The sequence below is a fragment of the Desulfitobacterium sp. genome (assembly GCF_034927245.1).
GTDB lineage: Bacteria > Bacillota > Desulfitobacteriia > Desulfitobacteriales > Desulfitobacteriaceae > Desulfitobacterium_A.
Map to the genome: position 1 here is coordinate 10,794 of NZ_JAYFQK010000003.1, position 12,867 is coordinate 23,660.

Consider the following 12,867-nt stretch of genomic DNA (forward strand, 5'->3'; position numbering starts at 1 on the left):
GCTTTTTTGTAGTTGGTATGCCTTTTTGTCATAGAAGAGGTATGCCTTATTGTCAGCCTAAGTGTGACTTAATGTCATACCTAGGCTGATTTTTATTTTTAAGATTAGCGAATTGCCCTTTTTTCACTTTCTCAAGATTTGGAATCAGTGGCACAGAATTTGCAATTAAAGGGATTGTAAGATAATACGCTGATTGTCGAAAGAGTGCAAATATGCCCCATGAGAAAGGAGACTATGATATGAACAGGCGCGAATTCCTAAAATCTGTAGCCGTTGTGGGTTCGTTGACTGCCGCCGGCTTAGGGATGGAAAGAATGATCCCTGATGTCCTTGCCGATGAAATGATGGCCAATCCTACACCCTATGACCATGACGCTTTGCCGGTAGAAATGCGGATTGATCCAAAGACAGGGAGTATAACCCTTAATCCCGATATTGCCCTGAAAGCGAGTGTTTGTTTAGGCTGCTGGAGCAACTGCGGGAACCGGGTCAAAATTGATAAGAAGACGGGTAAGATTATGCGCGTCTTGGGTAATCCATACCATCCCAGCAATGCCGAACCGCATCTTCCCTTTAAGACTCCGCTTAAGGATTCCTATTTGAGTCTGGGTCAATATCAAGAGTTGGGTCATATTCAAAAAGCAACCGTTTGTCAAAGAGGAAACGCGGCATTTCAGATGGTTTACGATCCGAATCGGATTCTCACTCCTTTAAAACGTGCAGGTAAACGCGGAGAGGGAAAATGGAAACCGATTACCTGGGAACAGGCCGTCCAGGAAACGGTCGAAGGCGGTGAACTGTTTAAGGAAATGGGGGAAAACGGAGTCATTGAAGGGCTTCGCCAAGTTCATGACAAAACGACTCCGCTGAATCCTGAGCAGCCCGGCTGGGGGCCAAAGGCCAACCAATTGGTATTTATCGGGGGACGTGATGACGGTCGGACAGAATTCCCGAAACGTTTCATTACCCAATGTTTTGGCTCCCCGAACTTTTTCGGACACGGCGGAATCTGCGGGATCAGCCGGCGGGTAGCCTTCTTGGCTTTCCTCGATACCTGGGATAAGAAGCCTCATATGAAGGCGGATTACATGGGTTCCGAATTTGTGATGTTTTTTGGTAATGCACCGGGCCAGGCAGGCGCTCCCTTCCAGCCGATGGCCCGGAAAGCGGCACTGGCGCAGGCCGAAGGGAAGATGAAGGCCGTTATTGTCGATCCGGTTCTGCAAAACGGGATGTATAATTCACCCAATGCCGAGGAATCTTCCTGGGTACCTATTCGTCCGGGCGGCGATGGGGCACTGGCGATGGCTATGGTTCGATGGGCGTTCGAGCAAAAGAAAATCAATGAATCTTATTTGGCGGCGCCAACCAAAGCGGCCGCTGCCAAGAAAGGAAATCCCTCATGGACGAATGCGACCTACCTTGTCATCCAAGAACCCAACCATCCGGACTTCGGCAAATTCCTTCGGGCTGAACAAATAGGTCTGAAGACACCCGAAAAAGACCAGCCGGCTGCAGCCAATGCTCAACCGGCGGCAAATGCACAGCCCGCGCCAATCAACTATGTCGCTATTGATAAAGCGACAGGCAATCCTATGAACATTGCGGATACGAATGAAGGGGTAATTCTTTATAGCGGCAAGGTAACCATAGATGGTCAAGAAATTCTGGTGAAGAGCGCTTTGCAGATTCTTCTCGATGAAGCGAATCGTTTTACCTTTGAGGAATATGCCGAAGCCTGCGGTCTAACGAAAGAACGCATCTTTAAACTATCCCAAGAATTTTTCAGCCACGGAACAAAGGCGGCAACCGATCATCATGGCGGTGTATCCATGCATACGAATGGTTTCTACAGTTCTATGGCCGTGATCATGCTCAATGCGCTTGTCGGCAATATCAACCGCAAAGGCGGTTCGACAAAAAGCGGCGGCGGATATATTGCGGTCGATAAAGGAAAACGCTATGACCTTACCGCTGTTCCCGATGGAAAAGCCAAGGGGTTCAAAATCAGCCGCGAAGGTGCGAACTATGAGGATACTCCCGAGTTCAAAGCGCGCAAGGCTAAGGGCGAAAATCCGTATCCGGCGACTTTGCCCTGGACTCCGCTTGCCGATTCACTGGAGGGTCATGTTATTCCGTCAATGATGGCCGGGTATCCGTATTCGGCAAAGATTCTGATGCTGTGGATGACGAATCCTCTCTATGCAACGCCGGGACTTTTCCGCAATGATGTCGAGGACTATATCAAGGATCCCAAGAATATTCCGTTGATCATCGGCGTGGATGTACTGATGGGTGATTCGACTCAATACTCCGATTACATCATCCCTGACACTACGTTTTATGAAAGCTGGGGCGTGCCGACGGTGTGGAACACGATCCTCACCAAAGCTAACGGAGCCCGCCGGCCGGTGATTGAACCGCTTGTTCCCAAGACAAAGGGCGGCGAGCCTTATTCGTTGGAAGCCTATCTGATTGAGGTAGGCAAGCTTCTCAACTTACCGGGGGTTGGGGATAAGGGAATTCCCAATGCTCAAGGAGAAGCGGCACCAATGAACTCTGCCGCGGATTTCTTCCTGAAGGCGATGGCGAATATTGCGTTTGATGAAACGCCGGTTCCGGATATTGATGCGGAGGAGTTGCAATTAGCGGGCCTTGAGGAAGATTTAAAACCTTATCAGTCCTCGCTTACCCCGGAAGAATGGAAAAAAGTCTATTATCTGCTTGCTCGCGGCGGGCGATTTGAAGACTATGATAAGAATTATGACGGCGACGTTCTTCATAACCAATTTGCGAAAGTCATCAATATCTACAACGAAAAATTAGGATTGACACGCGATTCGATGACAGGCAAGCAGCTTCCGGGCACGGCCACTTGGCAGCCGACGGCTTTTGCTGACGGACGCACGATCGATGAGGTTTACCCTGATCAAGACTGGCCGTTCCAAGTTATTTCATATAAACCCCGTTATCGTACCGGCGGTTACTTGTCCAACGTTGCCGTCCTCAAGGATTTGCAAGATACGAACTATATTGAGCTCAACCTGGGGGACGCTGCAAAATTAGGAATCCAAAGCGGCGATAAGGTTAAGCTTGTTACCCCTTCGGGGGAAGCGGAGGGAACGGCTAAGGTCCGCCGTGGTGTACGTCAAGGTTCAATTGCCGTGGAATACGGTTTCGGCCATTGGGGTGCGGGGGCTAAATCTTATACTGTGGATGGCAAAGAGATCCCGGCAGATCCCAAGAGCGGTAAAGGCGTACTGCTGAATCTTTTGGCACTGCGCGATACCAGTATGAAAAATGCGCACCCTCTTGTTGACCTTGTGGGGGGATCAGCCGATCGGAATACGATAAAGGCTCGGCTCATCAAGCTATAGCTATAAAGGAAATTTTTATTTCTGCTGGAGTTTTGACTCCCGATAGTTAGTTATCGGAAGAGTGTTAGGGGGGAAGAAGATGTTCGCAATGGCTGAAGAAGCGATAAATAGAGCAAAGGGTTATGAGGTTCTGGCCGAGGTTTTTTTGAAAGAGCCCTCACCTGAGCTGATCAAAGGAATTCAGATGTGGACAGAAGTGGCAGCGGCGGCGGAGCTCAATCCGTTAAAGGATATTTTGAAGAATGTTCACACGTATGATCCTAAGCTTGAAAATTTAACGCAAGAATATTATGACCTCTTTTTTGTGCCGGTATCGGGCCGTTTTATTCCCCCTTTTGAGTCAACGATCCGGGGAGCGAAACGCGAAAAAGGCAAAAAGATAAAGTACGGTGCGCATTGGGGAACGCAGGCCTATCGGCTTGCGGATCTCTATGAAAAATTAGGATTTAATCCGGGAGCCCTGGCGATATTTGCACCGCTTAAGGAGACGAAGATTCCCGACCACCTTGGCTTAGAACTCCTTTTTATGGCTTATCTTTGCCGGTTGGAAGATAGGAGAACCAAGGCGGGGCAAGATATAACAACGGTTCGCCAATTGCAAAAGACAATGATTAACGACCATTTATTGGGTTGGCTGCCCCAATTTACGGCAGAACTTGTGAAATTAGAAGTCTCCGGATTTTATTCTTACTTTGCTCAACTGGCTTTAGAACTGTGCAGGGAAGAAAGCATAGCCTTTGAGGAAAACAAATCTTATATTGAAACGTTGGAAAGGAGTGGGGTTCGTGGCTGAGGCGGAGAAAAAGAAACGTTACGCGATGGTTGTTGATTTGCGAAAATGTGTAGGCTGTAATGCCTGTACCGTTTCCTGTAAGATTGAAAATCAAGTTCCGGAGGGTGAATATCGGACTTGGGTTAAGGAAATTGAGAAAGGGACCTATCCGGAGGTCACGCGTTACCGCTTACCGCGATTATGCAACCATTGCGACAATGCCCCCTGTTTAGCGGCATGTCCTGTCAAGGCAACCTATCGGGCTGACGATGGAACGATTTTGATCGATTATGACCATTGTATAGGCTGTAAATACTGTATGGCGGCTTGTCCTTATGATGCCCGTTTCGTTAATCCCATTCGGAAAACGGCAGAGAAATGTACCTTTTGTTATCACCGGGTTCAAGCGGGCCTTCTCCCGGCATGTGTCACAACCTGCGTCGGCGGAGCCCGTGTGTTTGGGGATTTAAACGATCCTCAAAGCCTTGTAGCTAAACTCATCGCTAATAACTCGGTACAGGTTCTTAAACCCGAAATGAATACGAAACCTATGGTGTATTATATCGGTGCTGACCGGGATATCATGGGGGCCCGCTATACAAACCTGGAGAAAGGAGTGAAATAGGGTGGATAATGTGACCTATCTTGCCAACATCGATCACCCCGTACAACTGGGGGTGATGATCGCCATTTATTTTTTCTACACCGGCTTAAGTGCCGGGGCTTTCGTTCTCTCGAGTTTGGGAACGGTTTTTGGAATTAAAAAATATAAATCGATCGCCAAGGCCGGTGTTGTTATGGCGATTGCCTTGCTGGCCATTGCGCCGCTCCATTTAATCGGCGATCTTGAACAGCCCCAACGTTTTTACACCTTGTTTTATCGCCTTAATCCCCATTCCGCAATCTCCTACGGAACCTTCCTGCTTACCCTCTATCCCTTAAATAGTGTGATCTACCTATGGTTTATGATGCGCCGGGATTTTGCCCAAGGGGCTGTGACCTTAACCGGGTTCAGACAGAAGCTGTATCGCTTCCTGACCTTTGGCAATGGCGACCTTTCCGAACAAGCCTTGGCTAAAGATGATCTGTGGATTAAAAGACTGGGCACGCTCGGAGTTCCTCTGGCCCTTCTCGTGCATGGATATACAGGCTTTATCCTGGCCAATATCCAAGCCCGTGCGCTTTGGCATACGGGACTGATGCCCCTTATTTTCCTGATGTCGGCTATGGTTTCCGGAACCGGTCTTTTGATCTTGGTGCTCATTCTGACCGAGCGTTTCCTCTCTCCGGAGAAAATGCTTACGCCTGAGCGCAAAGCTTTGATTTTGGATATCGGTCAGCTGATGAAATGGTTCATCGTGGTTGACGGAACATTGATGGTGATTGACTTTATCGTTCTGTACTATTCAAACGCCGCAGGTTATGCGGCTGCCGAGGTTTTGCTGCACGGGAGTCATCAAACGATGTTCTTAGGGGTTGAATTGGGTTTAGGTCTGCTTTTGCCCTTTGTTCTTACGCTGCTGTCTAAAACGAAAAAATCCTTGGGCTGGATTTCCCTCGGGTCGTTTTGCACATTGATCGGGGTCATTGCGATGCGGGTAAATTTTGTTATCGGCGGTCAACAGCTCCCGCTCAGCACGGATACGCTGAATCCTTACACGGCAGCCCCGGAGCATTTACTGATGATCGGGATTTTTGCCCTTGCCGAAATTGTCATTCTCTATCTTGCTTTTCGTTTTCTCCCGGTTTATGGATTGCCTAAAAATCCAACAGCTTCACCCCAAAATTTCAAGGCGGGGCATGAAGTGATGTAAAGTTTCAATCATTGACAAGAGGCTGCCGCATAATGGATAAGATTCATGATGCGGCAGCTTCTTGATGTTGCTTCGATTAATGCTAAACTGGTAAATGAAGAAATAATGAGGGAGGAGGTGTGCCCGTGAAAAGGACCGGCCTTATGGCGTTAGTTTGCATTTCCTTGGTGATGATCGCCGGCTATTTAGGAAGTATTCCTTCGGAAAAGCCAATGATCGCCAAAGTCGGGATTTTAGCAGCCAATGATCTTCGCTTAACGAAGGTTGAAGGGTTAAAGTCTGAGCTGGGGCAGTTAGGCTATACAGAGGGAGTCAATCTTACGTACCGGGTCAAAATTGCCGATAACGATCTCAGCCAGATGCGTGATTTAGGCAGTCTGCTTCTGCAGGAAAAACCGGATGTGCTCGTGGCTGCCGGAGCGGTGGAAGCTCAGGTTCTGAAGTCACTGACGGCAGAAAGCGGAGTTCAGACGCCGGTTGTTTTCATGGGTACACTTTCTCCGCTGGAAATTGGGCTGGTTCAGGACTTATCGCGGCCGGAGGGAAACTTAACCGGGCTGAATAACGAACACTATGAATTGACGCCGAAACGATTGGAACTTCTGCATCGTTTATTGCCGGGAGTTAAGAAGGTGGCAGTGCTGGGGGATACCCGGGTTCCGATATTTGACTCCATTCAGAAGGAACTGAATACGGTTGCCCAAGCCTTTGGCATATCCGTAAACATTTATACGGTTGCCAATTCCGAGGAAATACAGCTTGCCTTCGCAGGCATTGAACAGGAGGGGGCTGAGGCGATCATTCTCCTCCCCGGCTTTTACCTGGAAACGAGCACCGGTGAAATTGTCAATTTAGCCGCGGCAGAAAAGCTTCCGGTTTTTGGAGTCTATCCCGAAGATACCGATGAAGGGTGCATTGCTTCATATGGTACGTCTAACCGGGAACAGGGGGTTCAATCGGCTCATATGGTCAGTAAAATTCTGCGCGGGTATTCTCCGCAAGATATTCCCGTTGAGATCCCTGATCGTGTTGTTTTATCCATTAATTTGAAGAAAGCTCAAGAACTTGGTCTCAGCCTTTCCCCCGGCGTTTTGAGCTTTGCGGATAAGGTGATTCAACCATGACTTATGAGCGTTCCCCTTGGTGGAAGAGAATTAAAGCTCGCGTTCTTATCTTCGGTATTCTGATGTCCATCCTGCCGCTGACGGTTTTTGGCTTTGCCAGCTTTAACGCGGCGCAGCTTAATCTGCAAAATAATATTCAAAAGCAAAATTATGAGCGGGCCAGGGTTTTATCCGACCGCATTGATGATTTTATAACGACTATGGCCAACAGTCTCATTCATGTTGCCTCAACGAGTGCTTATACCCTGGTCGGTGCAGACCTAAGTGCACGTGAGGTGACCTTAGGTACGCTATTGCGCGAAGTGCCTTATTTTGAAAGCCTGGAGGTCGCCGATACGAAATACCGCGTTCTGGGTCAGGTATCGAGAAGAGATGTCATTTTTCCCAACGATGGGGATAAAAAATTGAACAATCTTCAAATCAATGCGGAACAGGCTTTTTCCTTAAGCGGGGTATTTTTTTCCGCCGATAATCGTCCCCAGGTTTATCTTACGGTGAGCATTCAAGATCCCCAGACACGGCAGATTTTAGGTTATCTGCAAGCCCGAACAGACCTTAAAAGCCTGGTCACCCAGTTTACCAATTTGCCGATCGGTCAAGCGGGCTATATTTATCTCACCGATGAAAAGGGAAATTTAATTGGGCATACGGACTTCAGCCGGGTCCTGGCTCAGGAAAATGTAAGGAATAATCCTGCGGTACAGCGGTTTTTGGCCGGAAATCCTCCGAATCAGGATGAAAGTGAATACCGGAATGCGGAAGGCGTCCGTGTTTTAGGGACCTTTAATCACGTCAAAACAACGAATTGGGGGGTATTTATTGAGCAGCCGGTGAGTGAGGCATATACTCCCGTTCGGGAGTTTGCAGTGCGGATCTTGGGTATTCTTTTATTAGGGATTTTGAGCGTTACAGTGATCAGCATATATTTTGGCTTAAGATTGACCCGGCCGATTGAACATCTTGAAGAAAGGGTTCGTCAAGTCGGAGCGACGGAGAACCTCTTAACAGAGATCCCGCGGGAAAGTGATGATGAAATCGGTAATCTAGTCACGGCCTTTAATCGAATGCTTCGCCAGCTTCATGAAAAAAATCAAGCGCTTCTTGAAGATCAGGAACTTTTCAGAACTGTAGTCGAAGGAATTGGGGCCGGGATGGTCCTGCTTAATGAAAATAAGCAGATCCTTTGGTGGAATTCGATTATGGCGAATTGGTTTGGTACAGACAAACTGCAGGATGTTTCCTGTGAAACGCTTTTTCACGGGGAAGGAATGGATTGTTTATTTCAGGAGAATGGCAAGGTTATTCCCCTTGATGTGAACGGAGAACGCCGTTATTTTCGCCAAATGTACTATGGGCTGAATCCCGGAAATTCAGAGCAGGCCGCTTATCTCTTGCTCCTGGAGGATGCAACCCGGCAAGTCGAGATGGAGGCGAGAGTCGTGGAGACGGAAAAAATGGCTGCCGTAGGATTTTTGGCCTCCGGGGTAGCCCACGAGATCAATAACCCCCTAGCCATTGTCGGTGCCCATAGCGAGGATTTACTCGATCGGATGAGGGAGCAAACCGACCCGCCGGAAAACCCGGAAATTCAAAAAGCTTTGAAAATTATCAGCGAGCAAATTAAGCGCTGTAAACAAATTACCGGACGGCTCCTCCGTTTTGCCCGGCGGGGACAAGAGGGAAACGAGTTGATGGATGTGGGAAATGCAATCGGGCAAACGGTATCCTTATTGGAGTATCGCGCCAAACAAAAAAAGCTGATCTTTAAAACCCGGATTGATTCCGGTTTATGGGTTATGGGAAACGAAAATGAATGGCAGCAGGTTTTGCTCAATATTTTGACAAACGCAATGGACGCTTCCCAGGGAGAAAATGTGATTGAAATCAGGGCTTTTAAAGAGGAACAACAGATCAAAGTTGTGGTGCGGGATTATGGCGAGGGTATTTCCAGGGAGAATCTGAAGCGGGTTTTTGATCCCTTTTTTACGACTAAAGCAGCCGGTCAGGGGACAGGCTTAGGTCTTTTTGTCAGTTATGGAATGGTTCAGCGCATGCAGGGAACGATGGTCCTTGAAAGCGAAGAAGGGAAAGGAACCGAGGTTATCATTACTCTGCCTTATAAGGGGGGATTGAGCCATGAAAAGCCGTTCTAAAATTTTAATCCTTGATGATGAAGAGGAATTAAGAGCAGTAATCGCTCAGCGCTTAAAACGCCGCGGTTATGAGATATGGGAGGCCGGATCGGCAAAGGAAGGGATGGATTTGCTCCGGGAGAGCCTTTTCGATCTGGTGCTGCTCGATTTACGCTTACCGGACGGAAACGGTCTTACCTTTCTGCCGCAAATAAAAGAGCGCCAGCCTGATTTGCAAGTGGTGATGCTCACCGGGCACGGTACGGTGGAGTCGGCCATTGAAGCCATGAAAAAGGGCGCTTTCGATTATCTGATGAAGCCCTGTGATTTATCTGAGCTGGAGATCACGCTCCAAAAGGCCCTGGAGCAACGCAAGCTGATGCTCGAAAACACAGGCTTGCGCCAAGTGGTTAATCGGCAAAGGCCCGAGCTGCAGATTATTGGGGAAAGTGAAGCACTTCATTCATTAACGAACTTAGCCCAAAAATTAGCTCAGGCCGATGCTCCTGTTCTGATTCAAGGAGAGAGCGGAACAGGCAAAGAGCTCTTTGCTCGTGCTTTGCATGTGTGGAGTCCCCGAAGTTCTCAAGCGTATATTCCCTTAAACTCAGGTGCGATTCCGGAGACCTTGATGGAGAGTGAACTATTTGGCTATGAAAAAGGAGCTTTTACAGGGGCAGGCGGGACCAAATTAGGATTGGTCGAGATGGCCGATCACGGGACACTTTTTCTTGATGAAATTGGAGAAATGCCCTTTTCGCTCCAAATCAAGCTTTTGCGTTTTTTAGAAACGGGGGAATTTCGCAGGGTGGGCGATAATCGCCTGCGTCGGGTTGATGTCCGAATCGTTACGGCGACGAACCGCGATCTTTCGCGGGAGGTAGAAGAAGGCCGTTTTCGCCAAGATCTCTATTACCGGTTAAACGGACTGACGCTCAGCCTGCCACCCTTGAGAGAGCGAAGAGAGGATATTCTTCCGTTAGCACAGTATTTCTTGGATTCCAACCGCAAGAAAGGACTCGGCCAAAACGCTTTACAACTTTCGGACGAAGGGAAACAGACCTTGCTTCAATATGACTTTCCGGGAAATATTCGCGAACTGGCTCATTTGATGGAACGGGCCGCCATTTTGGCGGAAGGACCGGAGATCTATCCGCAGGATTTCTGGCCGGAGCAGATTTCCCCGCGGACGGGTAAAAAGATAAAGGAAGAAGAGCCGGAAGAGCCGAAAAAGCCGCCAAGGCAGCGGGAGCTGCCGGAAGAAAGTAACGATGCGGGGGAGAAAATCTATAACGGCGCAGAGGAGAAGGTCTTAACGCTTGCCGAGGTGGAGCGGGACTATATCCTGAAAATCCTGAAAAAGGTCAACGGTAACAGGACTCAGGCGGCCAGGCTCCTTGGGGTCAGTGTCCGGAATTTATATCGCAAAATCGAAGAATATGGAGACGAAGCCTCTGCAAGAAATGGGAACAATGGGAACAATGACCGGAAATACTAAGGAGGATTGGAAAATAATTAGAGATATCGCTGACTGCTTTGAGAGCAGATTGGCGATATCTCTTTTTTTGTACTAGGACTTTATTCCTATTTTTATTTTTTTTATGATAAAAAAGGATAAGCCGGCAGGATATTTCCTAGAAATGGAGAAATAGTGGGGTAAAGTGGGGCAAAGTGGGGCGAAAGATTATCGCTGTGGGGTGACATCAATGTTCATGGGGGAATACCTCCATACAATCGATGGAAAAGGCAGGCTGATTGTACCGGCTAAATTCCGGGAAGCCTTGGGGGAGAAATTTATCGCTACCAAAGGCTTAGATCATTGTCTGTTCATTTACCCCGAAGAGGAGTGGCAAACTATTGAGCAGAAGCTCCGTGCCTTACCGTTTACACAGCCTGATGTCAGGGCTTTCGTCCGATTCTTTTTTTCCGGTGCAACCGAATGTGAACTGGACAAGCAGGGAAGAATTCTTTTGCCGGCCAATTTACGGGAATATGCCCAATTGGTAAAAGATGTGGTTCTTGTGGGGATATCGTCCCGAGTTGAAATTTGGAGTCAGGAACTTTGGGCAGACTACAGTGAACAGGCCGAAAAGGATTATATCGCAGCTGCAGAATCTTTGGTTAATCTGGGGATTTAAAGAAGGGGACGAAGGTATTGGAATTTCATCATGTCACAGTATTGCTTAAAGAAACGATAGAAGGAATTTTTAAGGACCCTTCGGGAATTTACGTCGATTGTACTCTCGGTGGAGCCGGTCATGCGCGTCTGCTTCTTTCAAAGATGTCAGCGGAAGGGAAATTGATTGCTTTTGATCAGGACCCTAAGGCCATTGCGAATGCTCGGGACATTTTTCCAAAGGATGAACGCCTTATTCTGGTCAACCGGAATTTTGAACACCTTCAGGAAAGTTTACAAAACCTTAAACTTCTGCCGGTTCAAGGGATCTACTTTGATCTCGGGGTTTCTTCACCCCAACTGGATGAAGCAGAACGCGGTTTTAGTTATATGCATGAGGCTGAGCTTGATATGAGGATGAATCCTCAAAATCCGGTCACTGCTCGTCAGCTGGTGAATACATGGAGTGCACAGCAGCTTGCCGATATTATCTGGAAATATGGAGAAGAAAAGTGGTCCAAGCGGATCGCTGAGTTTATCGTCAAGGCCAGAGCTCAAAAGGAGATTGCAACGACCGAAGAATTGGTAGAAGTCATCAAAAGTGCGATTCCCGCAGGGGCACGAAGAGATGGGCCTCATCCTGCCAAACGAACCTTTCAGGCTTTACGGATTGCGGTTAACGATGAGCTGGGAGTTTTAGAGCGGGCCTTGGATCAAGTCATCACGTGTTTGGCACCGGGCGGGCGAGTAGGCGTGATCACGTTTCATTCGCTGGAAGACCGTATTGTCAAAGAAAAGATGAATTCTTGGCGGGGACGTTGTACATGCCCGCCTAATTTTCCGGTTTGCATGTGCGGGGCAACCCCTTTAGCAAAAGTCATTACCCGCAAACCGATTATACCCTCAGCCGAAGAAATCGAGGAGAATCCTCGTTCGAGAAGTGCCAAACTTAGGATTGCTGAAAAACTTTAACGGTCTAAAGCGAAAGGAGGACGAATACCTTTGATAGTAGCGCAGGAAAAATTAGAATGGCAGCAGCCCTTAGACGAATTGCCCCGTTCCCCCCAAAAAATGATTCGCAGGAAAAAGGCCCACTCTCGCTGGAAAAGCATTTTGGCTTTGGGACTGACTTTTTCTATGGCAGCGGTTCTTGCTGTGCAAACGATCAACATCACGGTTGTCAAAGGTGCACAAATCCGGGCTATGGAAAAAGAGATTACCGAACTGGAAGCCAACAATAATTTGCTTCAGGTTCAAGTCGATAAGCTTCGGTCTGTGAGTCGAATCGAGAGTGAGGCCCTGGCTATGGGGATGCAAAAACCGACGGGTACAGTATATGTGGCTGGAACGATGCCGATCAAGAGCCAAACGGGTGCCGTGCCGACTCAAACAGCATCACAGGCAGCATCACAGACTGCAACGGAAGAACCTTCATTCTTGAAGCAAATATCACAAAAATTTACGAGTTTCTTTGCTTCTACTCAACGCTGATAAAGGCGGTTTGGAGTACGGTGACGCCCCGAATAAAGGGG

The 12,867-nt window shown here is 48.2% G+C and carries 10 protein-coding genes; all 10 read left to right on the forward strand.

Going from position 1 to position 12,867, the window contains the following annotated elements:
* The first annotated feature begins 239 nt into the window (after positions 1 to 239).
* The 10 genes from VB077_RS00255 to VB077_RS00300 all read left to right on the forward strand — a co-directional run bounded on the left by VB077_RS00255 (position 240) and on the right by VB077_RS00300 (position 12,826).
* A complete protein-coding gene (locus VB077_RS00255) occupies positions 240 to 3,377 on the forward strand; it encodes a molybdopterin-dependent oxidoreductase (RefSeq protein WP_323413198.1) in 3,138 nt (1,045 codons plus the stop codon).
* A 79-nt stretch (positions 3,378 to 3,456) separates the two neighbouring features.
* Positions 3,457 to 4,170 (forward strand): molecular chaperone TorD family protein, encoded by a 714-nt coding sequence (locus tag VB077_RS00260; RefSeq protein ID WP_323413199.1) that lies wholly within the window; start codon positions 3,457 to 3,459, stop codon positions 4,168 to 4,170.
* Positions 4,163 to 4,774 carry a sulfate reduction electron transfer complex DsrMKJOP subunit DsrO gene (dsrO, locus tag VB077_RS00265; protein WP_416337009.1) on the forward strand — a complete coding sequence of 204 codons (612 nt, stop codon included), beginning with the start codon at positions 4,163 to 4,165 and terminating at the stop codon, positions 4,772 to 4,774. The genes VB077_RS00260 and dsrO overlap by 8 nt, the downstream gene beginning before the upstream one ends.
* A 1-nt stretch (position 4,775) precedes the next feature.
* Positions 4,776 to 5,963, forward strand: a complete 1,188-nt coding sequence (gene nrfD / locus VB077_RS00270; RefSeq protein ID WP_323413200.1) for an NrfD/PsrC family molybdoenzyme membrane anchor subunit — start codon at positions 4,776 to 4,778, stop codon at positions 5,961 to 5,963.
* A 125-nt stretch (positions 5,964 to 6,088) separates the two neighbouring features.
* Positions 6,089 to 7,087: an ABC transporter substrate-binding protein gene (locus tag VB077_RS00275; RefSeq protein ID WP_323413201.1), complete on the forward strand. Its 999-nt coding sequence runs from the start codon at positions 6,089 to 6,091 to the stop codon at positions 7,085 to 7,087.
* Positions 7,084 to 9,240: an ATP-binding protein gene (locus VB077_RS00280; protein ID WP_323413202.1), complete on the forward strand. Its 2,157-nt coding sequence runs from the start codon at positions 7,084 to 7,086 to the stop codon at positions 9,238 to 9,240. Before VB077_RS00275 ends, VB077_RS00280 begins: the two co-directional genes overlap by 4 nt.
* Positions 9,224 to 10,717, forward strand: coding sequence for a sigma-54 dependent transcriptional regulator (locus VB077_RS00285; RefSeq protein ID WP_323413203.1), 1,494 nt, complete (start codon positions 9,224 to 9,226; stop codon positions 10,715 to 10,717). Before VB077_RS00280 ends, VB077_RS00285 begins: the two co-directional genes overlap by 17 nt.
* A gap of 208 nt (positions 10,718 to 10,925) precedes the next feature.
* Complete coding sequence (mraZ, locus tag VB077_RS00290; RefSeq protein ID WP_323413204.1) at positions 10,926 to 11,357, forward strand: division/cell wall cluster transcriptional repressor MraZ; 432 nt, start codon at positions 10,926 to 10,928, stop codon at positions 11,355 to 11,357.
* 17 nt (positions 11,358 to 11,374) lie between these two features.
* Positions 11,375 to 12,307, forward strand: coding sequence for a 16S rRNA (cytosine(1402)-N(4))-methyltransferase RsmH (gene rsmH / locus VB077_RS00295; protein WP_323413205.1), 933 nt, complete (start codon positions 11,375 to 11,377; stop codon positions 12,305 to 12,307).
* Positions 12,308 to 12,337: 30 nt separating this feature from the next.
* Positions 12,338 to 12,826, forward strand: a complete 489-nt coding sequence (locus VB077_RS00300; protein WP_323413206.1) for a septum formation initiator — start codon at positions 12,338 to 12,340, stop codon at positions 12,824 to 12,826.
* Positions 12,827 to 12,867: the final 41 nt, after the last annotated feature.